A 23,761-nucleotide genomic window follows, 5' to 3' on the forward strand; every position below is an offset into this window, starting at 1 on the left:
GGACGCTACCCGACTGGGTACGGTGTTCGCAAACGACGAATCAGGAGTGCTGATGCCCGACGAGCCGATCTGGCTCCGCCCGGAACGAGCAGGGCACGGACCCGCGCCGGAGCACACCCGGGAGCGGATCGCGGCGGCGGGTATCGCGCTCGCGGACGCCGACGGGCTGGCCGCGGTGTCGATGCGCAAGGTCGCGGCCGCGCTGGGAGCCGGGACCGCGTCGCTCTACCGATACGTGGCCACCCGGGACGAGTTGGTGGCGCTGATGGTCGACGCGGTGAACGGCGAACTCGGGTATCCGCGGCCGACGACCGGCGACTGGCGGGCCGACCTGCTGGCGATCGGTCACGACCTGCGGACGTTGTACCGGCGGCACACGTGGCTGGTGGAGATCCAGCCCGCGGCGACCGGCATCGGGCCGAACGGAGTGGCCTATCTGGAGCAGGCGCTGGCAGCGCTCAGCGTCCTGGACCGCCCGGCCGGGACGAAGCTGGAGGCGGTGGCGATGCTCAGCGGCGTAGTGAGCCTGTTGGCGCGGGACGAAGCGTCGGCGCGGTCGGCCAGTACGGCGGACGGTCGTGCGGCCACCGCGCGCTACCTCGCTGCGGTGGCCACGCCGGAACGCTATCCGCACCTGGCCGCTGCGCTCGGATCGGTGGGAACCGCCCCTGCCGTGCACTCCGACCCCTTCGACCGCGTCATCGGCGGCCTGCTGGAAGGGCTTCTGGGTGGTCAGAGCTGAGAGATGATCTTCTCCGCGGTAGCGGTGGCGACGGTCTGGTCGCCCGCTTCGTCGCCGGCGCCGGTCGCGTAGACGTCGACCAGCAGGTCACCGCTGCGGACGAAGAGGTGCCCGGCCGAGGTGTACGCCTCGTCGCCGACACCGTCGACGTCGATCGCGTCGGGGTCGCGCACCGCGAAGTCGTCCGCCGACGTGGGGGACAGGAACACCGCGAGCACGCCCTCCTCGAGCTGCCACTGGCAGGTGCGCGTCGGGCCGGAGTCGGCGTCGCCGCGGTCGACCTGGGTGATCTCCCGGGACGTCAGCGCGTTGACGTCGGCCGGGGTCAGCAGCTCGCACGGATTCGGGACCTCGCCGCTGTCAGCGGCGGTGTCGGTGGTCGGCTCGACGGTGGGGGAGGCGGAGGCTGCGGACGTCGTCGGACGCGGCGACGGCGCCGCATCGTCGGTGGAGACGTCGATCGAGCCGCACGCGGTGAGGGCGAACAGCCCGGTGGCGGCAGTGGCGGCGAGCAGGACGCGAACGGTCCGGGCGGTCATCGTGCGTACTCCTTCGGAGCAGGATGGCGGCCTCGGAGTGGATCCGGCCGTACGCACAGGGTCCCGTTCGTCGCAGACGGGGACGATCGGCAAAACGACGCCCGGTGTGTTCGTCGGGCGACACACGCCCCACGGGCATCTCAGGCGGCTTGGAACGACCGCTTGGCCAGCCCCATGAAGAAGCCGTCGACGGTCGTGGTCACCGGTGCTTCCGGGTCGGTCGCTGCGCCGAGCGTGACGAACAGCGGAGTGAAATGCTCGACGGTGGGGTGCGCGTACGGCATGCCCGGCGCGCGGTCGCGGAACGCGGACAGTTCCTCGACGTCGCCGCGCTTCAACGCGTCCGCGGCCCAGGCGTCGAACTCCGCCGACCAGCCGGGAGCTTCGGCGTCCAGGCGGTAGTCGCGCAGGAAGCGCAGGCCGTGGGTCATGAACCCGGAGCCGATGACCAGGACGCCTTGGTCACGCAGCGGCCGGAGCCGTTCGCCGAGCGCCAGCAGCCGGGCCGGGTCGTGGGTCGGGATGCTCATCTGCAGCACCGGCACGTCCGCGTCCGGGTACATGACCTTGAGCGGAACCCAGGCGCCGTGGTCGAGGCCCCGGTCGCGGTGCTCGTAGACGGTCTCGGTGTCGGGCAGTACCGAGAGCAACTGCGTGGCCAGGTCGCTGGCGTCCGGGGTGTCGTACCGCATCCGGTAGTACAGCGGGTCGAAGCCGCCGAAGTCGTAGACCGGCGTGGTGTTGGCCTGGGTGCTGCTCACCGAGAGCGGCGCGCTCTCCCAGTGCGCGGAGACGATCACGATCGCCCGCGGTTTCGGCAGCGACCGGGCCCAGGCGAACATCTCGTCCATCCAGAGCGTGTCCTCGAAGAGCGGTGGTGCGCCGTGGCTGAGGTAGATCGACGGCAGGGCGCCGTCCTCGGGCGTCCAGAGCCGGTGCGGCCCGGCGGCTGCGGCCTTCTGCAGGTGCGTCGCGAACGGGTGCGGACCGGCCATGGCGGTGTCCTTCGGGGTCGGAGAAGTTGATCTCTCAACCAAAGTACGACGTGAAAGTTGAAGCGTCAACTTATGTCGTACACTGGAGGGGTGACCAGCTCTGCCGACCCCGGTGCCCCCGCCACGGCGCCGCTCTGGCTGGATCCCGACCAGCAGCGCACCTGGCTGCGGCTCGCGGGGCTCCTCATCAAGCTTCCGGCGGCACTCGACGCGCAGCTCCAGCGCGAGGCCGGCCTGAGCCACTTCGACTACATGGTGCTCTCGCGGCTGTCCGAGGCGCCGAACCGCACGCTGCGGATGAGCCAGCTCGCCGAGCTGGCCAACGGATCGCTGTCCCGGCTGTCGCACGTCGTCAAGCGGTTGGAGCAGCGCGGCTGGGTGCGGCGGCAGCCCTGCCCGGAAGACGGGCGGGCGACGAACGCCGTGCTCACCGAGGACGGCTGGGACAAGGTGGTGCAGACCGCGCCGGGGCACGTCGCGACGGTCCGGTCGCTGGTCGTCGACCCGCTCGACCCAGCCCAGCTGGCGCAGTTCGGCGACCTGGTCGGCACGCTGCTCGCCCAGGTCGACCCCGCGGGCGACTGCCCCGGCCAGGACTAGGCGGCGCCTCCGCTAGTTGGCCAGTTCGTAGCCGGCCTCGTCGACCGCGGCGCGCACTTGCTCGACGTCGACCGGCGCCTCGCTGGTCACGGTCACCGCGCCGGCCGCGAGGTCGACGTCGACGGCGGTGACGCCCGGGATCTCGCCGACCTCGGACTGGACCGCGTTGACGCAGTGCTGGCAGGTCATCCCGGTCACCGGGTAGGTCGCCGTGACGGACATCGTGAATCCTCTCTCGGTTTCAGGAGCGGACGAGCCGCGCGATCGCGTCGGACGCCTCGCGGACCTTCGCGTCGGCTTCCGGGCCTCCGTTGCGAGCGGCGTCGACCACGCAGTGCGCCAGGTGTTCGTCGAGCAGGCCCAGCGCGACCGACTGCAGTGCCTTGGTCGCCGCCGAGACCTGGGTGAGGATGTCGATGCAGTACTCCTCCTGCTCGACCATCCGCTGCAGCCCGCGGATCTGGCCCTCGATGCGCCGCAGTCGCTTGAGGTAGGCGTCCTTGTCGGCGATGTATGCGTGTGCCACGGCCGCCGTCCCTTCGTCGTCCGGCTCAGGTCGCTCCTACTGTACCCCCCTAGGGTACTTGGCGTGAGAGGCTGACCCGCTCGCGCCGGGCGGGACGTCGAGCAGGTCGACGCCGAGATTGACCGCGCCGAGGTACGCGTCGCCGAACCGGCGGAGCGTGAGCAGCCCGGACGCGTCGAACAGCGCGTCGGTGGCGTTCCGGACGTTCCGCGCGTCCCGCCGCCGGTACGGCGGTGCCGCGTAGACCCGGTCGCTCACCGCGTCGTCCAGGAACAGCTGGGTGCTGAGCACGGTCCGCCGGTCCAGGTAGACCTTGGTGTGCAGGTGCGGCGCCCGTCCGACGTACCAGCCGGGGTAGATCGTGGTGAACCGCACGACGCCGGCCCGGTCGGCGACCTGGGCGCCCCGCAGGTACGTGGTCTCGTCGCCGGGCTGGGCCTCGGCGTCGCCGCTGCTGTACGAGCCGTCGGACGTCCGGGTGGCGTAGCCCATCGGGTCGGCGGTCGGGTCGCCCGCAGGCAGCTCCGCGCCGAGGCGGTTCGGCCACCCCGGCGGTGGGTTCGGTGGGGCGGGCCGGGCCGGGACGTCGAAGCCGGAGTACCGCCCGGTGGCGTCGCAGTGCCAGACCTCCACGACCGCGTCCGGTACCGGCCGCGACTGGCAGCCGGCCCCGTCGACGACCCGCAGCGCGAGCTGCAGCGTCGTACCCGGGCGGTTCTCCCGGATGTCGCTGCGCAGGCGGTCGACGTCGAACCAGTACGGGCCCTGGGTGAGCTGACGCGACGGGCGGCAGGTCCGGGCGGTCCGGAGGAGCGCGAGCGTCGCCGCGTCGACCGGGCCGCCGAACTCGCTCAGCCGGGCGTCACCGCGCCTGCCCTCGTCGCAGCCGGCCAGGCCGGCCGCGGCCACCCCGGCCGCGCCGACGCCGAGCGTGCCGACGGTGAGCGCCCGGCGTCTGTTGATCCGGCGATCCAGTCGCATGTGAAACCCCCAGTCTGGCGCGTCTCCGGCGAAAGAGAGATATGCCGGGAGAATCCGGTCGCGCTGGTGGGAGTCTGGCGGAAGTGGGCGCCGAGGCGCGGCCCCGTGCGGTGTCCCGTTTGCGGGCGTTCGCGCGGGGAACCGGACGTGTCACCGGTGAGAAAGGGAGAGGCCGTGGACCGCAACGTGCTGTCGGGAGCGCTGCTCGGCGTCGGCGTCGCCGCGTTCGTCGACGAGACCGTGTTCCACCAGCTCCTGCACTGGCACCACTTCTATGACAAGTCCACGGCCGCGGCCGGGCTGGTGTCCGACGGGCTGTTCCACGCGTTCGGGTGGTTCGCCACGGTCGCGGCGCTGTTCCTGTTCGCGAGCCTGCGCCGGCGCCGGACGTTCGCCGCCCGCCGCTGGTGGGGCGCGCTGCTGGCCGGGGCGGGAGCGTTCCAGCTCTACGACGGCACGATCCAGCACAAGCTGCTCGACCTGCACCAGATCCGCTACCACGTCGACGTGGCGCCCTACGACTGGGCCTGGAACCTGTCGGCGGTGGCTCTGCTCGGCGTCGGCATCACGCTCCTGCTGCGCGCGCCCGCGGTCGGCCGGTGACTCACCACGGCGAGGTCTCCGTCACCGGCCTGCTGCTGCTCGCGTCCGCGCTGGGGCTGCCGCTGCTCTGCTACCGGCTCGCCGTCGACGAGGCGAACCGCCGGCACGGGTCCTGGCCGGTCTGGCGGACCGGCTGCTGGGTGGCCGGGCTGGGCGCGCTCGCGATCGGACTCCTGCCGGGGCAGGGATTCCTGCCGCACATGGTGTCGCACCTGCTGGTGGGCATGGTCGCGCCGCTGCTGTTCGCGCTCGCGGCCCCGGTGGAGCTCGCGCTGCGCGCGCTTTCGGTGGAGCGAGCCCGGGCGCTGGTACGGGTGCTGCGCGCGGCTCCGGTGCGGACGCTGGGCCACCCGGTGACCGCAGCAGTGCTCAACGTCGGCGGGCTCTGGCTGCTGTACCTGACGCCGCTCTACCCGGTGCTCTCCGGCCACCCGCTCCTGCACGTCCACCTGCTGGTCGCCGGGTACCTGTTCGCCGCGGCGATCCTCGGCACCCACCCGCGGCCGGCCGGCTACCCGCTGCGCGCCGCGGTGCTGGTGGGCTACCTCGCCGCGCACGGCGTCCTCGCGAAGTACCTGTACGGGCATCCGCCGGCCGGGGTCTCCGCGGCGGACGCCGAGCTCGGCGCCCAGCTCATGTACTACGGCGGCGACGCGGTCGACCTGGTACTGATCGTCCTGCTCTGCCGCGCCTGGTTCCGGACGCTCGACCGCCGCGAACCGCTTCCTGTGCGGAGCTGAAGGCCGGCCCGCCCCCGCCGAGAGACCTCAGTCGCCGTCGTACCGCTGCTCGCGCCACGGGTCGCCGTAGTCGTGGTACCCGACCCGCTCCCAGAACCCCTTCTTCTCGGCGGTCAGCAGCTCGATCCGCGTCACCCACTTCGCCGATTTCCAGAAGTACAGGTGCGGCACGAGCAGCCGGGCCGGGCCGCCGTGCTCCGGCGTCAGCGGCTTCCCGTCGTACCCGAAGGCCACCCACGCCTTTCCGTTCCGCAGGTCGGCCAGCGGGAGGTTCGTCGTGTACCCGCCGTACGAGTGCACGAGCGCGTACCCCGCTGCGGTGTCCACGCCCTCGAGCAGCGTGTCCAGCGAGACGCCCTCCCAGGCCGTCCCGAACTTCGACCACTTCGTGACGCAGTGGATGTCGACGGTCGGCTTCTCCCGCGGGAGCGCCTGGAGCTCGGTCCACGACCACCGGTGCCGGGCGCCGGTCTCGGTCGTGATGCTGAACTCCCAGGAGTCCAGCGACACCCGCGGCGTCGGCCCGGCGGAGAGCACCGGGAACCCGTCGGTGACGTACTGGCCGGGTGGCAGCAGGCCGCTGGCGGGCCGGCGGCGTCCCTGAAAGCCCGGAGAGAAGATCGCCACGCGGTGCTCCTGTCGTGCGCGGGGTTTGGTTGCGCTCCAGTCTGCCGCGTGGTGCATCGCAGTTCCTTCGGTCGGATGACTGCTCAGCTCGTTTCACTCCTGGCCGACGGGCACGGCGTCGAACCAGCGGAGAGGCGGCATGGCATGAACCTCGTCGAGGCCCGTCAGGCGGTGGAGTGGGTCTACGGTCCGCGTGCGTCCGGGATCTGGGGAGACCTGCTGCTCGCATCCGGGCTGGAGGGCACCGAGACCGATCCGGCCGCGTTCGACCGGCTGCTCGCCGCGATGCGGTCGGCGGCGCCGGTGACCGCGCTCTGCGGCGAAGCGCTGATGCTCCGAGCCAAGAACCACGCTGCCCGCGAGCGGACCGCGCGCGCATAGCGTCCCAAATGCGTTTTTTGGGCGTTTAGTTAGGTTAACTTTGAGTAGTGAAACGCAGAACGATGTCCGCCGCTTGGGCACGGATGCGGGATCTCGTCCTGCCGGCGGGCGTCTGGCTCGTGCTCTGCGCGATCGGGGCGACGGCACTCTCGTGGGCTGACCGGACGAGCCGGGACGACCTCGTGCAGCGCTTCGACATGCGGGTGTCGCTGGGCAGCCAGTTCGTGGCGAGTTACGTCCAGGACGTGTTGGCGCGGGAGCGCACCCAGGCCGAGACGTTCCTCGCGGCCAAGACGGTCGCCGCCGCCGATTTCCGGCGCTCGGTCGCCACGTTCGGTTACCCCGCCGCGGTGCTCATCGACGGGAACGGGCGGTTGCTGCACGTCGAGCCGCCGAACCCGGCGTTGATCGGCACGAACATGATCGCCAAGTACGCCCACCTGCGCACGGCTGTGCTCACCGGCGTACCGGCGGTCTCCGCCGTGGTCCCGTCGGCGGCAGAGAAGGTCCCGGTGACCGGGTTCGCGATGCCGTACGACACGCCGTACGGGCGGCGCGTGTTCTCCGGCGCGGTGGAAGTGGCCCGCAGCCCGCTCTCCGCCTACCTGGCCAAGGCGCTCACGATCCCGGGCAACCGCGTATACCTCGCCGACAACGCGGGCCGGGTGGTGGCCGCGAACCAGTCGGTGACCGGCCGGACCAACGCGCTGGCCACGGCCGAGCCGGCCCTCGCCGAGGCGCTGGCCACGCACGAGTCCGGCCGGGTGTTCGACACGTACACCGTCGGCGGCAAGCGCTGGACGTTCAGCAGCTACCCGGTGAGCGGCACCGCGTGGCGGCTGGTCGCCACGGTGCCGGACGCCTCGCTCTACGGACCGCTGGCCGGCGCCACCACCGCGGGCCGGGTCGGGCTGGGCACCGCGGCCGTCGTCGGTCTAGTGGCGGTGGTCATCGCGGCCAAGGGCTCGCGCAGCCGCCGTGAGCTGCGGCTGAGCGAGGAACGCTTCCGGACGGTGTTCGACCGCTCGCTGGTCGGGATGGCGCTCACCGACCTCACCGGCCGGTTCCGCCAGGTCAACGAGGCCTTCTGCGCGATGCTCGGCCGCACCCCGGAGGCAGTCACGAAGCTGACGATCGCCGAGATCCTGCACCCGGACGACGTCCCGGCCACCCAGGCCGCGATGCAGGAGACGCTGGCCGGTGCCCGGCCCGGCTTCCGGCTGGAGAAGCGGTACCTGCACGCCGACGGCCGGGTCGTGTACGGCGCCACCACGATCACGCTGCTGCGTGACCTGCACAACCAGCCGGTGCGGTTCACGGTCCAGGTCGTCGACATCACCGACCGGAAGCGGCTGGAGGCCGAGGAGGCCGCCGCCCGCGCGCAGCTGGCCCGGCACGCCGACCAGCTGGAGCGGATGAACGGCAACCTCACCGACGCCAGGGATCGGATGGCGGACTTCGTCGCGATGCTGTCGCACGACGTCCGGCAGCCGATCACCGGCATCCTCGGGTACGCCGAGACCCTCACCGACGACTGGGAACACCTGCCCGACTCGCGGAAACAGCAGTACCTGCTCGGGATCGAATCCGCCGGTCAGCGGCTGAACCGCCTGGTGGAGGAGATCCTCACGGTGGCGCAGCTGGACGCGGGGGTGCTCACCGCCAAGCCCGTCGCGGTCGACCTGCGCGCGGCCGTGCACGAGGCCGTCCTGACGCTCCCGCCCGACCAGGCGCTCGACGTCTCGGTCGCCGTGCCGGAAGGGCTGTTCGTGCAGGTCGACCCCGGCCACTTCCAGCAGATCGTCACGAACCTGCTCGGCAACGCGGTCAAGTACGGCGCGCCACCGTTCGACCTGGTCGCCAGGCCGCTCGGCCGCACGGTGGAGCTGGTGATCTGCGACCACGGCGAGGGTGTGCCGCCGGAGTTCGTCCCCCAGCTGTTCGACCGGTTCAGCCGTGCCGAGACCGGTGTCGCGACGACGAAGCGCGGCACCGGGCTCGGTCTCCATATCGTCCGGACGCTGGCCGAGGCCGGGCACATCGGGATCACGTACCGGCCGAACCGCCCGACCGGCGCGTGCTTTCTCGTGGACCTGCCCGCGGCCGAGCGGGTGCTGCCCGGTGTCAGTCCTGCCAGCGCCCGCGGACGCGGAACGTGATGCCTGCGGCGTCCAGCCGCTCCACCAGCCGATCACCCATCGCGACCGCGGTCGTGACCTGACCGGCGGTCTCCGGCAGCGTATCGCCGGCCAGGCACAGCGTGGCCTCGGCGAGCATCACCGCGGTCGACGCGTAACCGGGGTCGCGGTCGCTGTGCACCTCGGTGAGCACCCGCTGCCCGCCGCCGACGCCGGTGAACCGGACCGAGAACCAGCCCTCTTCCCGCTGCTGCGCGGTCGGCCCGTCGCCGGACGTCCAGCGCCCCAGGACCTGGTTGCGCAGCGGCGGGATCTGCGCCGCGGCGATCAGCGCCCCGGTGCCCGCGAGGATCGCCGCCGCGTGCACCGGCGAGGGCAGCGCGAGGTAGTGCGCGTAGCTGAAGTCCGGTCCGTACCGGTCGAGCGTGGCCGCCGAGCGCGCCACGACCTGCGGGTCGAGCGTCGGCAGCGGCACGTTCCAGACCCCCACCGGATGCGTGCGGGGGAGCGGGCCGGTGAGGTGCACCCGGCGGCCGTTCGGCCGGCCTTCCTTGCGCCGGCGCTCGCGGAACGCGCGCTGCGCGCCCGGCAGGTCGCCGACCGCCTCGACCAGCGAGTGCACGGTTCCCGCCGACGGCCGGCCGGACGCCCGGACGAAGCTCTCCACCTGCAGTGGGACGTCGTCCGGTAACTGGCCGACGGTGTAGTACGCGCCGAGGTCGGCCGGGATCGAGTCGAACCCGCACGCGTGCACGATGCGGGCGCCGGTGCGCAGTGCGGTCTCGTGGTGCCGCAGGTACATCTCGTCGACGAACCGCGGCTCGCCGGTCAGGTCGGTGTAGTCGGTGCCCGCGGCCGCGCACGCCGCCACCAGCGGCTCGCCGTACCGCGCGTACGGACCGACGGTGCTGGCCACCACCCGCGCCGACTCGGCCACCGCCCGCAGCGACGCGGCGTCCGTCGCGTCCGCCTCGAGCAGTGGCAGTTCAGCGTGAGTGGGCCCCAGCCGGTCGCGGACCGCGGCCAACTTCGACCGGTTCCGCCCGGCGAGGGCCCACCGGAGCCCGGCCGGCGCATGCGCCGCGAGGTACTCCGCGGTGAGGCCACCGGTGAAACCGGTGGCTCCGAACAGGACTACGTCGTACGAGCGCGCCATCGGGCAAGGGTATCGGCGAAGCCGACTACCGACGAGCGGAAGCCAGTTCCACGACGTTCTCGACGTCGTTCGCCGGCGGCGCCGCCGGAACCGGCTCCGCGTTGCTGGTGCGCAGCGCGACCTCCCGGATGAACAGCACCGCGACGAACGCGAGCAGCGCGAACGGTGCCGCGTAGAGGAACACGTCGCCGGCCGCGTGGCCGTAGGCGTCCATCACGACCGTCCGGATCGGGGCGGGCAGCGTGGCCAGGTCGGGCAGGCTGCCGCTGTCGCCGCCGGTCGACGTCACGCCGAGCGCCCGCAACCCGTCGGCGAGGTAGTCGGTGACCTTGTGGCCGAGCACCGCGCCGAGCGCCGAGACGCCGACCGCACCGCCCAGGCTCCGGAAGAACGCGACCGTCGAGCTCGACGTCCCGAGTTCGCTGACCCGGACCGTGTTCTGCACGGCCAGCACCAGGTTCTGCATCGTCATGCCGAGGCCGACGCCGATCAGCGCCATGAACAGCGCCAGGTGCCAGTAGGGCGTGTCAGCGCGGGCCGTGCCCATCAGCGCGAACCCGACCGTGACCAGGAACGCACCGGCGACCAGGAACCGCTTCCACTTGCCGGTGGCGGTGATGATCCGGCCGGAGATCGTCGAAGCCAGGAACAGGCCGCCGATCATCGGCAGCGTCCGCAGGCCGGACACCGTGGGGGAGTCGCCGCGGGCGATCTGGAAGTACTGGCTGAGGAACACGCTCGCGCCGAACATCGCCACACCGACGAACAGGCTGGCGACCGTGGCGAGCACCACCGTGCGGTTGCGGAACAGGCCGAGCGGGATGATCGGCTCGACGGCCCGCGACTCGACGAACACGAACAGCGCACCGAGGACGAGCGCGCCCGGCACCATCAACGCGGTCTCCCAGGAGAGCCAGCCGAACTGGTCGCCTGCGAGCGAGACCCAGATCAGCAGCAGCGAGACCGCCGCGGTGACCAGCGTGGCGCCGAGGTAGTCGATCTTCACCTTCCGCTTGATCACCGGCAGGCGCAGCGTCTTCTGCAGGACGACGATCGCCAGCGCCGCGATCGGGACGCCGACGTAGAAGCACCAGCGCCAGCCGAGCCACGAGGTGTCGACGATGATGCCGCCGATCAGCGGTCCGCTGACCGTCGCGACCGCGAACACCGCACCCAGGTAACCGGAGTACCGGCCGCGCTCCCGCGGCGAGATCATCGCCGCCATGATCACCTGGGCCAGCGCGGTGAGACCGCCGACGCCGATGCCCTGGACAGTGCGGGCCGCGATCAACTCACCGATGTTCTGCGAGAGCCCGGCGAGGGCCGAGCCTGCGACGTAGATGACCAGCGCGATCTGGACCAGCATCTTCTTGCTGGTGAGGTCGGCGAGCTTGCCCCAGATCGGGGTGGTGGCGGTGGTGGCGAGCAGCGTGCTCGTGACCACCCAGGTGTAGGCGGACTGGCCGCCGTGCAGGTCGGTGAGGATCGTCGGCAGCGCGTTGGTCACGATCGTGGACGACAGGATCGCCACGAACATGCCGAGCAACAAGCCGGTCAGCGCCTCGAGGATCTGGCGGTGCGACATCGGCTCGGCTGTCGGTGGTGCACCGGCGGCTGGCCTCCCCTCGATGGTTGTCGTCATCGGTTTCCCTTCACTTTCACCGAGCCGAGCATTTAGCTCCTTGACGCACACAACTTTATCTCAGAAGTTGCTTGGTGCAACTTTGTAAATGTGTGACGTGACCGACGTGCGGCGCTCGAAGTGTCTCGAGAAACGTGCTATACGGGACTTATGCCGCTTAATGGACGGAACTCGGTCGCGTGACGGCCGGCGACGTCGCGACGGGCCGCCCGGCGGCGCTGTCCCGGACCCAGATGAACCTGGTCTTCACCACGATCCTGCTCGGCATGCTGCTGGCCGCACTCGACCAGACGATCGTCTCGTCGGCGCTGCCCACGATCGTCGCCGACCTCGGCGGCGCCGGGCACATGGCCTGGGTGGTCACCGCCTACATGCTCACCGAGGCGGTGGCCTCGGTGCTGGTCGGCAAGTTCGGCGACCTGTTCGGCCGGAAGGTGATCTTCCAGCTCTCCGCGATCCTGTTCGTGCTCGGCTCGGCGGTGGCCGGCCTCGCGCACAACATGACGCTGCTGATCATCGGACGCGCGATCCAGGGCATCGGCGGCGGCGGGCTGATGGTGACGGCGCAGGCCCTCATCGCCGACGTCATCCCGTTGCGGGACCGCGGCCGCTACCAGGGCGCGCTCGGAGCCGTTTTCGGACTCACCACCGTCCTGGGCCCCACGCTCGGCGGCCTGTTCACCGACCACCTGTCCTGGCGCTGGTGCTTTTACATCAACCTGCCGGTGGCGGTCGTGATGGTCGTGATGGCGGCTCGCACGATTCCCTCGGTCACGATCGCGACCAAACCGCTGATCGACTACCTCGGCATCGTGCTGGTCACGCTCGGCGTGGTCTCGCTGATCATGGCGCTGGAGTGGGGCGGCGACGAGTACGCGTGGACCTCGTCGGTGATCCTTGGGATGTTCGGCTGCGCCGCCGCGTTCTTCCTCCTGTTCGTGCTGGCCGAGAAGCGGGCACCGGAGCCGATGCTGCCGCTGCGCCTGTTCGCCAACCCGGTGTTCACGGTCTGCTCGGTGCTGTCGTTCGTCGTGGGCTTCGCGATGCTCGGCGCGATGACGTTCCTGCCGTCCTACCTGCAGTACGTCGACGGGGTCTCGGCCACCGGTTCCGGGTTCCGCACGCTGCCGCTGATGGCGGGCCTGCTGATCATGTCGATGGTCAGTGGCTCGGTGATCAGCCGGACCGGCAAGTACAAGGTGTTCCCGATCGTCGGGACCGCGGTGATGGCCGTCGGACTGTTCCTGATGTCGAGGATGGACCAGCACACCGGCGTCCTGCTGGAGTCCGTGTACATGTTCGTGCTGGGCTCCGGCCTGGGGCTGGCGATGCAGGTGCTCACGATCGCGGTGCAGAACACGGTCGCCTACGGCGACCTCGGGACCGCGACGGCGGGCGTCACGTTCTTCCGGACGGTCGGCAGCACGGTCGGTACGGCGGTCTTCGGGACGCTCTACTCCAACCAGCTGACGAGTGAGCTGGCCACGGCGTACGCGGCGGTGCCAGGGGTGTCGTCGAGCACGATCACCGACCCGGCGGCGTTGCACACGCTCCCCGAGGCCGACGCCGAGCCGTTCATCAGCGCGTACGCCAGCGCGATCAACCACGTCTTCACCTGGGTGGTGCCGATCGCGCTGGTCGGGCTGCTGGTCTCGTTCTTCCTCAAACAGGTGCCGCTGCGGGACACCGCGCGGGCCGGGGCCACCGACGTCGGCGAGGGATTCGGTACGCCGGACACCGCGGACGCCGACCGGCAGCTGGAACGGACCGTCGCGCAGCTGATCCGGCGGCGGGCGTCCACCGCGGCGCCGTCGATCCTGGCCGGATCGGGCACCGCGCTGAGTCCGGGGCAGGCGTGGGTGGTGGGCCAGGTCCACTTGCGGGGACGCCGGGGGAGCCCGCCGACGCTGGAGGACGTCGCGGCCGCCCACCGGGTACCGGCGGACGTGCTCGCACCGGTGTTCCTGCAGGCCGTGGAGGACGGCCACCTGCGTCCCGAGGGCGGCGGGCTGGCGCTCACCGCTGCGGGCTCGGCGGCGTTCGCGCAGATCACCGCCGCGTGGCGGCAGTGGCTGGTCGGTCAGCTCGAGGACTGGGACACCACCGACCCGATCGACCGAGCCCGCCTCGACCGCGCCATAGACGCCCTAGCCGACCGCCTGCTGGAGGAGGAGGCGGCCGCCCGGGCGTAGCGCGCCGGGGCACCCGAGGAAGGACGCAAAACCGGTCCCTAAGGCGCGCTGAGAGACCGGTTAGGCGTCAACAGGAGCGTCAGTGCGCGACCGGCGTCTCGACCGGGGTGGCGCCGCGGCGGACGCCGACGTAGGCGACGACCGCGCCGATCAGGCAGACGATGCCGGTGACCAGCACCGCGGTGTGCACGCCGTTGACGAACGCCTGCGCGCTGCCCTCGACGATCGCGGACTGGACCTGCGCCGACACCCCGGCCGGAGTGGGCGCGACGCCCTGCGCGACCGCGTCCTTGGCCTCGTGCAGGCCGCTCGCCAGCGGAGCGGGCACCCCGGCGGCGGTCAGCTCGCCGGTCAGCGTGCTGCCGACCCGGCCGGACAGCACCGACAGCAGCACCGACGTGCCGAGCGCGCCACCCAGCTGCAGCGCGGTGGCCTGCAGGCCACCGGCGACGCCGGCGTCCTTCACCGGCGCGTTGCCGACGATCGCCTCCGACGACGCGGACAGCACGATGCCGGTCCCCAAGCCCAGCCCGACGAACGACGGCCAGAGCGTCAGGTAGGAGGAGTCGACGCCGAGCCGCAGCAGCGCGAGCAGCGCGACGGCCTGCAGCAGCATGCCCAGCGGCATCGTGAGCCGCGGACCGTACTTGTCGGTGAGCGCGGCACCGATCGGCGCGGCCACCACCGAGGCCAGGCTCAGCGGCAGCGTCAGCAGGCCGGCCTCGACCGCCGTGTACACGCGGACGTTCTGCAGGTAGAGCAGCACGTAGAAGATCGTGCCGAGCAGCGCGAAGAAGTTGACCGCGGTGATCACCGTGCCGATCGCCAGCGACCGGTTGCGGAATAGCCGCATCGGCAGCAGCGGGTGCTCCAGGTTCTTCTCCGCGAGCACGAACACCAGCAGGATCAGGACGCCGAGCAGCAGCGTGCCGAGCGTCTTCGGCGAGCCCCAGCCCCAGCTCTCGCCCTGCACGACCGCGTAGACGATCGCGAGCATGCCGAGCGCGAGCAGCACGACGCCCGCGATGTCGAACCGGTGGTGACCGGTGCTGTTCTTGCTCTTCGGCAGTACCCAGGCCCCGAACGCGAGCGCGATCACGCCGATCGGCGCGTTGAGGTAGAACACCGACTCCCAGTTGACGTGCTCGACCAGCAGCCCACCGACGATCGGCCCGAGCGCGGTGGAGACCGACGAGACCATCGCCCAGATCCCGACCGCCCGGCCGAACGTCGAAGGCGGGAACACCGCACGCAGCAGCCCCAGCGTGTTCGGCATCAGCAGCGCGCCGAACACCCCCTGGAGCGCGCGGAACACGATGACGCCCTCGATCGAACCGACGAGCCCGATCGCGATCGACGCGACCGTGAAGCCCGCGACGCCGATCAGGAAGAACGTGTGCCTGCCGAACCGGTCGCCGAGCTTGCCGCCGAGCACGAGCACCGCGGCCAGCGCCAGCAGGTAGGAGTTCGTGACCCACTGCAGCTGGGGGAGCGTCGCGTTCAGGTCCGCGCCGATATAGGGGTTGGCGATCGCGACGACGCTGCCGTCCAGACCGACCATGAACAGGCCGAACGCGACCGCGATCAGCGTAAGCCAGGGGTTGGACCGCACATCGCGGGCGGGCGCGGGCAGCGCGCGGACAGGGGTGACCACGGACATGGAGCGGTGGTGCCTCTTTCTGATTCGGTGAGAGCGGGGACTCAGCCCGCGTGCATCCGCCTGGCCAGCGCGATCAGCCCGGGAAGGGCCTCGCCGATCGCGGCGACCTGTGCGGGGTCCAGGCCGTCGAGCGCGGCCAGGAGGTAGTCGGCGGTCAGGCCGTCGACCGAGGCGAACTGCTCCCGCGCGTCGGCGGTCGGGTGCAGGTGGACGACCCGCCGGTCGTTCTCGTCGGGGACGCGCGTGAGCAGTCCTTCGCCCACGAGGTGTGACACCAGCGCGCTGACGTTGTTCGCCTTCATCAATAGGGCATCGGCGGCTTCCCGCACCGTGATGCCCTCACGCTCGCCGACCAGCCGGAGGAGGGCCAGCTGCGCGTCGGGCGGTTTGGGGCGTGCGTAGTCGAGCGCCAGGCGCCGCTCGACCGTGCGCATGAGCACCGGGAGAACGGCGGTCAGCCCGGCCGCGACGTCCTCGGGGTTGGGTGCCACGTCCGAAGAATAGCTATGGATAAATAGCTATGCAACCATAGTGATCTGGCCCACGCCCCGTAACGGATGGATAACAGGCCTTCACGCGGCGTACTCACCGCCTATATGTTCCCGGCCACAACAATTCGGTTCTTCAACGAGGAAGGCGGGAGAGGCATGCGCATACGCGCACTCGGAATGGTTGCCCTCGGCGCCGTGACGGCGCTGATCCTGGCGGCCTGCGGCAACGACGACTCGTCCGACACGGCCGACACCGGTTCGTCGGTCAAGGGGAAGGTCGGCGTGATCCTTCCGGACACCCAGTCGTCGGCCCGCTGGGAGAGCTTCGACAAACCGTTACTCACCAAGGCGTTCGAGGAAGCCGGCGTCGAGGCCGACATCCAGAACGCGCTCGGCGACAAGAGCAAGTTCGTGTCGATCGCGGACGGCATGATCCAGGACGGCGTCTCGATCCTCGCGATCGTCAACCTCGACTCCGCGACCGGCGCCCAGGTGGAGGCCAAGGCCAAGGCCGCCGGGGTGAAGACGATCGACTACGACCGGCTGACGCTCGGCGGCTCCGCCGACTACTACGTCTCGTTCGACAACGTGAAGGTCGGCGAGCTGCAGGGGCAGGGCCTGGTCGACTGCCTCACCGCGGCGAAGAAGACCAACCCGTCGATCATCGAGCTGAACGGCTCGCCGACCGACAACAACGCCACGCTGTTCAAGCAGGGCTACGACTCGGTCCTCGACCCGAAGTACAAGGAGGGCTGGAAGAAGGTCGGCGACCAGAGCGTCCCGGACTGGGACAACGCGAAGGCCGTCACGATCTTCGAGCAGCTGCTCACCGCGGCCGGCGGCAACGTGGACGGCGTCCTCGCGGCCAACGACGGGCTGGGCAACTCGGCGATCACCGTGCTGAAGAAGAACGGCCTGAAGGTGCCGGTCACCGGGCAGGACGCCACGGTCGGCGGCCTGCAGAACATCCTCGCCGGTGACCAGTGCATGACCGTCTACAAGCCGATCAAGCAGGAGGCCGAGGGCCTGGTCAAGCTCGCGGTCGCGCTGCTGAAGGGCGAGAAGGCCGAGACCACCGGCACGGTCCGCGACGACCAGGGCAAGCGGGACGTGCCGTCGCTGCTGCTCACGCCGCTGCCGATCACCAAGGACTCGGTGAAGGACGTCGTCGCGGACGGCTTCGTGACCAAGGCCGAGCTGTGCACCGGCAACTACGCCACGCTGTGCACCGAGGCCGGCGTCGTTTGATCCCTCCCGCACCGGTGGGCGTAGCCGCCCACCGGTGCGCCTCGCCCCGAAGGAGGTGTCCGTGACCGACACGCCCATCCTCGAACTACGCAAGATCAACAAGAGCTTCGGGCCGGTCCAGGTCCTGCACGACATCGACCTCGCGGTCCACGCCGGTGAGGTGACCGCGCTCGTCGGCGACAACGGCGCGGGCAAGTCGACGATCATCAAGTGCATCGCGGGCATCCACCACGTGGACTCCGGCGAGTTCTTCTTCGACGGACAGCCGGTCACGCTGAACAGTCCTCGCGACGCCGCCGCGCTGGGCATCGAGATCGTCTACCAGGACCTCGCGCTGGCCGACAACCTCGACATCGTCCAGAACATGTTCCTCGGACGCGAGTCCAAGAGCCGGCTGCGGACGCTCGACGAGGGCGCGATGGAGACGCAGGCCCGCCGGGTGCTGGCCAGCCTGTCGGTCCGCACCGTGAAGTCCGTGCGCCAGCCGGTGAGCAGCCTCTCCGGCGGGCAGCGGCAGACGGTCGCGATCGCGAAGGCCGTGCTCTGGAACTCCCGGATCGTCATCCTCGACGAGCCGACCGCGGCGCTCGGCGTCGCCCAGACCCGGCAGGTCCTCGACCTGGTCCGGCGGCTGGCCGACCGCGGCCTCGGCGTCGTCCTGATCTCCCACAACATGAACGACGTCATCGAGGTCGCCGACCGGATCGACGCGCTCTACCTGGGCCGGATCGCGGCCGAGGTGCAGGCCGCCGACACCACGGTCGGCCAGGTCGTCGAGCTGATCACGACCGGCCGGTCGGGCGACCTCGGACTCTCCCGCGCCACCGCCGACGCGAACCTGTGAGGCGCTCATGACCCCAACCACCCCCGCGATCCGCGACATCCCCGACGCCGACGCGCAGGCGTTCTCCGAAGACGTCGGGCCCCGCAACGTCGTGGAGGCGTTCCGCGCCTACGTCGACCGGGTCCGCGGCGGCGAGGGCGGCGCGCTCCCGGCCGTGCTCGGCGCGGTCGTCCTCGTCGTGATCTTCGCCAACGCCAGCGACGTCTTCCTCAGCAAGGGCAACTTCGCGAACCTGCTGCAGCAGGCCGCGCAGATCTCGGTACTCGGCATGGGCATGGTGTTCGTGCTGCTGATCGGCGAGATCGACCTGTCGGCAGGCACCGCGGGCGGCGTCTGCGCGGCGGGCATGGCGCTGGCGCTCAACGACGACGGCAACCTCCGCGCGTCGCTCGGCACCGGCGTGTTCGTCGTGCTGATGCTGATCATGGCCGCGACCGTGGTGCTGGCCGCGCTGTCCCGGCTCTGGATCCCGGCCGCGATCGTGGCGATCGGCATCGTCATCGCGGTGGCGCAGCTGGGGTCGACGCAGCTGCTCGCGATGTTCCTGTCGGTCGCGGTCGGCACGTCGATCGGCGTCCTGATCGGGTTCCTCGTGGCCCGGATCGGTATCCCGTCGTTCATCGTGACGCTGGCCCTGTTCCTCGCTTGGCAGGGCGCGCTGCTGACGTTCATCGGCACCGGCGCGGCGATCCCGACCCGCAGATTCGACCTGGTCAACAACATCGAGAACGGCTACATGCCGGTGGTGTTCGCGTGGGTGGTGTGGGGGCTCTCGATCGCCGCCTACCTGGCGGTCACCGCGCACCGCGCGATCAGCCGACGGCGGGCCGGTCTGTCGGCCGAACCGCTGGACCTGGTGCTCGTCCGGGTGGCCGCGATCGCCGCGGTGACCGGGCTGGCCGTCTACGTGCTCAACCAGGATCGCTCGCGCACGGTCTTCGCGAAGATCCAGGGCGTCCCGTGGTCGGTGCTGCTGGTCGCGGTCGTGTTCGTGTTCTGGACGCTGATCCTGACCAGGACCCAGTACGGGCGCTTCATCTACGCGGTCGGCGGCAGCAAGGCGGCGGCCCGCCGGGCAGGCATCGACGTCGCGCGCGTGCGGATGTCCTGCTTCATCATCTGCTCCGGCATGGCGGGGCTGGCCGGGATCATCGGCGCGTCGTACCTGGGCGGCGTCCCGTCCGACTTCGGGAAGAACACGGATGTCCTCTATGCTGTGGGAGCTGCCGTTATCGGCGGTACCTCACTCTTCGGCGGACGAGGGAAGATCCGTGACGCGATCATCGGCGCGATCGTCATCGCGATGATTCCGAACGGACTGAACCTGATCAAGAACATCAGCTCGGCCTACGTCTTCCTCGTCACCGGCCTGGTGCTGCTGGTCGCCGCCGGTGCGGACGCGCTCTCCCGCAGGCGTCCCGCGGAGGACTGATTCCACGGTGCCCCGCTCCACGGTCGTGCGTCCGGAAGAGATCCGGCGTCACAACCTCAGCCAGGTCCTGCAACAGATCCACCGGCGCGGCGAGCTGACCAGGGCGGAGCTGACCACGTCGCTCGGGCTCAACCGCAGCACGATCGGTGACCTGGTGGGCGACCTGGTCCGGCAGGGCGTGGTGGACGAGCACGTACCGGGCGGCGGGGAGAAGGCCGGGCGTCCCTCGCACGTGGTGGCGCCCCGGCCGGACGGCCCGTACGTGCTGGCCGTCGAGGTCGAGGTCGAGCGGATCGTCTCGGCGGCGGTGGGGCTCGGCGGCCGGGTGCACGTCCGGCACGAGACCGTCGTCGCCGAGCCGGGCCCGGCCGCCGTCGTCACCCAGATCGCCCGCGACGCGCGCCGGCTCGCCGCCCGGATGCCGGCGAGCGCGACGCTGGTCGGCGTCGGGGTGAGCGTGCCCGGCACGATCCAGCGCGCGGACGGGCTGGTCGTCCACGCGCCGAACCTGCGCTGGCGGAACGTCCCGTTCGGCGCGCGGCTGCGGACGAGGCTCGGGGCCGACCTCGACGTCCGGATCGGCAACAACGCGAACCTCGGCGCGCTCGCCGAGCATCAGCGCGGCGCCGCCCGGGCGATGCGCGACGTCGTCTACATCGTCGGGTCGGTCGGCGTCGGTGGCGGCGTGATCGTGGACGGCGCCGAGATGTACGGGGCCGGTGGGTACGCCGGCGAGATCGGCCACATCATGCTGAACCCCGACGGCCCGGAGTGCCACTGCGGCAGCAACGGATGCGTCGAGACGTACCTCGGCGAGCACGCGCTGCTGCGGGAGGCGGGGGTCGCCGACGACGCGTTCGGCCCGGCCGCGGTCGCCGGCGTGCTGGCCGACGCCGAGCGGGGCGTGCCACCGGCGGCCGACGCGGTGGCCACCGTGGCCACGAGCCTCGGCCGCACGCTGGCGATCCTGATCAACGTGTTCAACCCGGAGGCGATCGTCGTCGGCGACACGCTGGCCGAGATCCTGCGGATCGAACGGCCCCGGGTGGAGCGCGAGGTGGAGCGGCGCGCGATGGCCGCGGCCCGCGGCTGCACGGCCCTGCTGACCCCGGACCTCGGACGCGACTCGTCTCTCATCGGCGCCAGCGAACTCGCCTTCCAGGCTCTGTTCGCCACATAATTGTCCAGTTTTCGACGCATCCGTTCGCGGTGATACGTCGAAAACCGGCCACGTTTCTCGGCGGCTACTCGGGCAACGTCGAGAGCAGCGCTTTGCGGATGATGCGCTGGGCAGCGAGGGCGTCCTGGGCGTCCTGGGCGGCGCGCAGGGCGTCGCGGTCGACGAGGTCGAGCGCCCGGTAGATCGCGCGCATCACGTCGATACCGTCCCGGGCCGCCTGCACCTGGTCCTCACGGAACGGGAACTGGTCGAGCTGCCAGACGCCGTCCCATCCCAGGTCACGGAGCGTCCAGAAGAACTCGAACGTCTCGGTGAGGTGCACCGACCCGACGACCATGTCGTCGTCCCAGCCCCGGAAGTTGTCGTTGACGTCGATCGCGAACAGCCGGCCGCGGGAGATCGCGAGGCGCGCCGCGTCGGCGGGTGACTCACCACCGTAGAGCGAGTGCCCGAAGTCGAGCAGGATGCCGACGTTCGGCAACCCGATCTCCTCGATGCCGAGCAGCGTCCGGGCCACGCCGGAGAACACCATCCGGTTCCGCGGCTCGCGCGGCTTGTACTCGATCGCGAACTTGAGGTCCGGGAACGTCGCGGCCAGCTCGCGCACGCCGTCCAGCGAGTACTTCCAGAGCTGGCCGTAGTCGGCCTGGAACGGGTAGTCCCACCCGTCCTGGCCCGGCCAGAGCTTCACGTAGTCGCAGCCCAGTTCGCGCGCCACCTCGGCGCCCTCCGAGATCAGCGACAGGGCTTCGCGACGCACGGCGGCGTCCGGGTTCGTGAACGCGCCCTTGACGAACTTCCGGGTGTAGATCTCCGGCGTGATCGCGATCGCCCGCAGGTTGTTGCGCTTGAGCGCGTCGGAGACGTCGGAGACCGCGAGGTCGACCGGGTTGAACGGGTACGTCAGGTCGACGACGGAGAGCGAGCCGACCTGGCCGGCCCGGTCGATGGCCTCCAGCGTCGTGACCGGGGGACCGTATCCGTCCGTGGCGTAACGGTCGACGTACTGCCCGAAGTGCCAGATGCCGGCACCGAATAACGGCTCCATGTGAATATCCATTCATAGCCGAATGGGAGATGCGGTCAACGTAGTTTCCGGCAGATTTCCTGTCAACGGTGGCCTGCGGCAAACACATGCTTGACGAACGGCGAATCTTCGGCCCACGCTATGCGTATGCAAATTCGAGCCGGAATAGATATTCAGCATGTTAGTGGCTGACCCACCGCTGGCGGCGGAGTACCGCGAACTGCGCGCCCGGCTGGCCGGCCTCGACATCGAGGCTAAGGCCGCTGAGTTGCGCCGGATCTCGCTCGCCGTGCGTCGCAGCGTCGTCGAGATGATCGCCACCGCCAAGCTCGGCCACATCGGCGGCGACTTCTCCGTCACCGACATCCTGGTGACCTGCTTCGCCGGCGTGCTGAACCTGGACCCGACCCGTCCGCACTGGGAGGACCGCGACCGGTTCGTCCTGTCGAAGGGACACTGCGCGGCGTCGCTCTACTCCACGCTCGCGTACTGCGGTTTCTTCCCGCGCAGCGAGCTGGCCACGTTCATGGCGCCGCTGTCCGCGCTCAACGGCCACCCGAACCGGGTGAAGGTGCCGGGCGTGGAGACGAACAGCGGCCCGCTGGGCCACGGGTTCCCGGTCGCGACCGGCGCCGCTCTCGCCGCGAAGCTCGACGACAAGTCCTGGCGCACGGTCGTCGTTCTCGGCGACGGCGAGATGCAAGAGGGCAGCAACTGGGAGGCGGCGATGACCGCCAGCCACTACGAGCTGGCCAACCTCACCGCGGTCGTCGACCGCAACCGCCTCCAGCAGGGCGCCCGCACCGAGGAGACGAAGTCCCTCGAACCGTTCGGCGACAAGTGGCGCGCGTTCGGCTGGGAGCTGCGGGAGGTCGACGGGCACGACCACGTCGCGCTGCTGCAGGCCCTGGAGCCGTCGACCACCGGCAAGCCGGTCGCGATCGTCGCCAACACGATCAAGGGCAAGGGCGTCTCGTTCATGGAGGACCGGGTCGAGTGGCACCACAAGGTGCCCAGCCCCGAGCAGGTCCGTCTCGCTCTGGAGGAATTGGTATGAGCGTCACGACGGAGGTTCCGACCTACGACTGCCGGAAGGACTTCGCCGACGAGCTGATCCGGCTCGCCGAGGCCGACGAGCGCATCGTCGCGGTCTGCAACGACTCGGTCGGCTCCAGCAACCTCGTCGGGTTCCGTGAGCGCTTCCCCGACCGGCTGATCAACGTCGGCATCGCCGAGCAGGACCTGGTCGGCGTCGGCGCCGGCCTCGCCAACGGCGGCAAGATCCCGTTCGTCTCGGCTGCCGCGCCGTTCCTCACCGGGCGTGCGCTGGAGCAGATCAAGGCCGACGCCGCGTACAGCAACACTCACGTCGTGCTCTGCGGCCAGAGCCCGGGCATGGCTTACGGCGAACTCGGGCCGACGCACCATTCGATCGAGGACCTGTCCTGGATGCGGGCGGTCGCGAACCTGCCGGTCGTCGTCCCGGCCGACCCGGAGCAGACCCGCGCCGCGGTGCGCTGGGCCGCGGCCAACCCGGGCCCGTCGTTCCTGCGCATCCCGCGGTTCAAGGTCCCGGCGGTGACGCCGCCGGACGCGCCGTTCGGCCCCGGCATCTCGAACACGCTCACCGACGGCGACGACGTCACGGTGATCGCGGTCGGCACGCTGGTGTCCCGCGCGCTGGCCGCCGCCGAGCAGTTACGTGCCGAGGGCATCGGGCTGCGCGTGATCAACATGCCGTTCGTCGACCCGCTCGACGTCGACGCGGTGCTCGCCGCTGCCCGCGAGACGCGCGGCCTGATCACCGCGGAGGAGGCGACGGTCAGCGGTGGCCTCGGCGCCGCGGTCGCGTCGCTGGTCGCCGCCGAACACCCGGTGCGGATGCGCATCCTCGGCATCCCGGGTGTGTTCGCCCCGACCGGTAGCGCCGACTTCCTGCTCGAGCACTTCGGACTGACCGCCGACGGCATCGTCGCCGCCGCCAGAGAGTTGCTCGGCCATGGCCTCCACGGATAGA

At 70.7% G+C, this 23,761-nt stretch carries 23 protein-coding genes and 1 pseudogene; 13 read left to right on the forward strand and 11 right to left on the reverse strand.

Annotation, left to right across the window (positions count from 1 at the left end):
- Positions 1-52 precede the first annotated feature (52 nt).
- Complete coding sequence (locus BUB75_RS04445) at positions 53-742, forward strand: TetR/AcrR family transcriptional regulator C-terminal domain-containing protein (RefSeq protein ID WP_073252797.1); 690 nt, start codon at positions 53-55, stop codon at positions 740-742.
- Here BUB75_RS04445 and BUB75_RS04450 read toward each other — a convergent pair.
- The gene (locus BUB75_RS04450; protein ID WP_073251624.1) at positions 733-1,281 is read right to left on the reverse strand and encodes a DUF3558 family protein; all 549 of its coding nucleotides are present in this window, start codon (positions 1,279-1,281) and stop codon (positions 733-735) included. The genes BUB75_RS04445 and BUB75_RS04450 overlap by 10 nt on opposite strands.
- A 140-nt stretch (positions 1,282-1,421) precedes the next feature.
- Entirely contained in the window at positions 1,422-2,276 is an 855-nt protein-coding gene (locus BUB75_RS04455; RefSeq protein WP_073251627.1) for a dioxygenase family protein, read from the reverse strand.
- A gap of 90 nt (positions 2,277-2,366) precedes the next feature.
- Here BUB75_RS04455 and BUB75_RS04460 point away from each other — a divergent pair, with 90 nt between their 5' ends.
- The gene (locus BUB75_RS04460) at positions 2,367-2,876 is read left to right on the forward strand and encodes a MarR family winged helix-turn-helix transcriptional regulator (RefSeq protein WP_218617286.1); all 510 of its coding nucleotides are present in this window, start codon (positions 2,367-2,369) and stop codon (positions 2,874-2,876) included.
- 12 nt (positions 2,877-2,888) lie between these two features.
- Here the strand turns inward: BUB75_RS04460 and BUB75_RS04465 are convergent, their stop codons facing one another.
- The 3 genes from BUB75_RS04465 to BUB75_RS04475 are packed head-to-tail and all read right to left on the reverse strand — an operon-like array spanning position 2,889 to position 4,383.
- Positions 2,889-3,098: a heavy-metal-associated domain-containing protein gene (locus BUB75_RS04465; RefSeq protein ID WP_073251631.1), complete on the reverse strand. Its 210-nt coding sequence runs from the start codon at positions 3,096-3,098 to the stop codon at positions 2,889-2,891.
- 19 nt (positions 3,099-3,117) lie between these two features.
- Complete coding sequence (locus BUB75_RS04470) at positions 3,118-3,402, reverse strand: metal-sensitive transcriptional regulator (RefSeq protein ID WP_035856696.1); 285 nt, start codon at positions 3,400-3,402, stop codon at positions 3,118-3,120.
- A 36-nt stretch (positions 3,403-3,438) separates the two neighbouring features.
- The gene (locus BUB75_RS04475; RefSeq protein WP_073251634.1) at positions 3,439-4,383 is read right to left on the reverse strand and encodes a dioxygenase family protein; all 945 of its coding nucleotides are present in this window, start codon (positions 4,381-4,383) and stop codon (positions 3,439-3,441) included.
- A gap of 174 nt (positions 4,384-4,557) precedes the next feature.
- On the opposite strand from BUB75_RS04475, the gene BUB75_RS04480 reads away from it, so the two are divergent.
- Together BUB75_RS04480 and BUB75_RS04485 are read left to right on the forward strand one after the other, a co-directional pair.
- Positions 4,558-4,986: a DUF2243 domain-containing protein gene (locus tag BUB75_RS04480; protein WP_073251636.1), complete on the forward strand. Its 429-nt coding sequence runs from the start codon at positions 4,558-4,560 to the stop codon at positions 4,984-4,986.
- Positions 4,983-5,726: a cytochrome c oxidase assembly protein gene (locus tag BUB75_RS04485; RefSeq protein ID WP_073251638.1), complete on the forward strand. Its 744-nt coding sequence runs from the start codon at positions 4,983-4,985 to the stop codon at positions 5,724-5,726. Before BUB75_RS04480 ends, BUB75_RS04485 begins: the two co-directional genes overlap by 4 nt.
- A 27-nt stretch (positions 5,727-5,753) precedes the next feature.
- Here BUB75_RS04485 and BUB75_RS04490 read toward each other — a convergent pair whose 3' ends face one another.
- On the reverse strand, positions 5,754-6,353 hold the full coding sequence (locus BUB75_RS04490) for a sulfite oxidase-like oxidoreductase (RefSeq protein WP_073251640.1): 600 nt from the start codon (positions 6,351-6,353) through the stop codon (positions 5,754-5,756).
- Between the two features lie 144 nt (positions 6,354-6,497).
- On the opposite strand from BUB75_RS04490, the gene BUB75_RS04495 reads away from it, so the two are divergent.
- Together BUB75_RS04495 and BUB75_RS04500 are read left to right on the forward strand one after the other, a co-directional pair.
- The gene (locus BUB75_RS04495; RefSeq protein WP_073251642.1) at positions 6,498-6,734 is read left to right on the forward strand and encodes a hypothetical protein; all 237 of its coding nucleotides are present in this window, start codon (positions 6,498-6,500) and stop codon (positions 6,732-6,734) included.
- 47 nt (positions 6,735-6,781) lie between these two features.
- Positions 6,782-8,893, forward strand: coding sequence for a sensor histidine kinase (locus BUB75_RS04500; RefSeq protein ID WP_143175019.1), 2,112 nt, complete (start codon positions 6,782-6,784; stop codon positions 8,891-8,893).
- On the opposite strand, the gene BUB75_RS04505 is transcribed toward BUB75_RS04500, so the two are convergent.
- Positions 8,859-10,028 (reverse strand): saccharopine dehydrogenase family protein, encoded by a 1,170-nt coding sequence (locus BUB75_RS04505; RefSeq protein ID WP_073251646.1) that lies wholly within the window; start codon positions 10,026-10,028, stop codon positions 8,859-8,861. The genes BUB75_RS04500 and BUB75_RS04505 overlap by 35 nt on opposite strands.
- Positions 10,029-10,092: 64 nt before the next feature.
- A pseudogene (locus tag BUB75_RS04510) lies at positions 10,093-11,613 on the reverse strand (MDR family MFS transporter); the annotation flags it as partial.
- Positions 11,614-11,903: 290 nt separating this feature from the next.
- On the opposite strand from BUB75_RS04510, the gene BUB75_RS04515 reads away from it, so the two are divergent.
- Positions 11,904-13,862: a DHA2 family efflux MFS transporter permease subunit gene (locus tag BUB75_RS04515; protein WP_084740330.1), complete on the forward strand. Its 1,959-nt coding sequence runs from the start codon at positions 11,904-11,906 to the stop codon at positions 13,860-13,862.
- Between the two features lie 79 nt (positions 13,863-13,941).
- Here the strand turns inward: BUB75_RS04515 and BUB75_RS04520 are convergent, their stop codons facing one another.
- Together BUB75_RS04520 and BUB75_RS04525 are read right to left on the reverse strand one after the other, a co-directional pair.
- Complete coding sequence (locus tag BUB75_RS04520; RefSeq protein WP_073251650.1) at positions 13,942-15,522, reverse strand: MFS transporter; 1,581 nt, start codon at positions 15,520-15,522, stop codon at positions 13,942-13,944.
- Between the two features lie 41 nt (positions 15,523-15,563).
- A complete protein-coding gene (locus BUB75_RS04525; protein WP_218617289.1) occupies positions 15,564-16,013 on the reverse strand; it encodes a MarR family winged helix-turn-helix transcriptional regulator in 450 nt (149 codons plus the stop codon).
- Between the two features lie 156 nt (positions 16,014-16,169).
- On the opposite strand from BUB75_RS04525, the gene BUB75_RS04530 reads away from it, so the two are divergent.
- The 4 genes from BUB75_RS04530 (at position 16,170) to BUB75_RS04545 (ending at position 20,717) form a co-directional block, all read left to right on the forward strand.
- Positions 16,170-17,261 carry a sugar ABC transporter substrate-binding protein gene (locus tag BUB75_RS04530; RefSeq protein ID WP_073251654.1) on the forward strand — a complete coding sequence of 364 codons (1,092 nt, stop codon included), beginning with the start codon at positions 16,170-16,172 and terminating at the stop codon, positions 17,259-17,261.
- Positions 17,262-17,322: 61 nt separating this feature from the next.
- Positions 17,323-18,105 carry an ATP-binding cassette domain-containing protein gene (locus BUB75_RS04535; RefSeq protein ID WP_073252802.1) on the forward strand — a complete coding sequence of 261 codons (783 nt, stop codon included), beginning with the start codon at positions 17,323-17,325 and terminating at the stop codon, positions 18,103-18,105.
- A gap of 7 nt (positions 18,106-18,112) precedes the next feature.
- Positions 18,113-19,537 carry a sugar ABC transporter permease gene (locus BUB75_RS04540; RefSeq protein ID WP_073251656.1) on the forward strand — a complete coding sequence of 475 codons (1,425 nt, stop codon included), beginning with the start codon at positions 18,113-18,115 and terminating at the stop codon, positions 19,535-19,537.
- 7 nt (positions 19,538-19,544) lie between these two features.
- The gene (locus tag BUB75_RS04545; protein ID WP_073251659.1) at positions 19,545-20,717 is read left to right on the forward strand and encodes an ROK family transcriptional regulator; all 1,173 of its coding nucleotides are present in this window, start codon (positions 19,545-19,547) and stop codon (positions 20,715-20,717) included.
- 64 nt (positions 20,718-20,781) lie between these two features.
- Here the strand turns inward: BUB75_RS04545 and BUB75_RS04550 are convergent, their stop codons facing one another.
- Entirely contained in the window at positions 20,782-21,765 is a 984-nt protein-coding gene (locus BUB75_RS04550) for a sugar phosphate isomerase/epimerase family protein (protein WP_218617290.1), read from the reverse strand.
- A gap of 157 nt (positions 21,766-21,922) precedes the next feature.
- Here BUB75_RS04550 and BUB75_RS04555 point away from each other — a divergent pair, with 157 nt between their 5' ends.
- Together BUB75_RS04555 and BUB75_RS04560 are read left to right on the forward strand one after the other, a co-directional pair.
- Positions 21,923-22,801 carry a transketolase gene (locus tag BUB75_RS04555; protein WP_073251663.1) on the forward strand — a complete coding sequence of 293 codons (879 nt, stop codon included), beginning with the start codon at positions 21,923-21,925 and terminating at the stop codon, positions 22,799-22,801.
- Positions 22,798-23,760, forward strand: a complete 963-nt coding sequence (locus BUB75_RS04560; RefSeq protein WP_073251665.1) for a transketolase family protein — start codon at positions 22,798-22,800, stop codon at positions 23,758-23,760. Before BUB75_RS04555 ends, BUB75_RS04560 begins: the two co-directional genes overlap by 4 nt.
- Position 23,761: the final 1 nt, after the last annotated feature.

The organism is Cryptosporangium aurantiacum (assembly GCF_900143005.1).
Taxonomy (GTDB): domain Bacteria; phylum Actinomycetota; class Actinomycetes; order Mycobacteriales; family Cryptosporangiaceae; genus Cryptosporangium; species Cryptosporangium aurantiacum.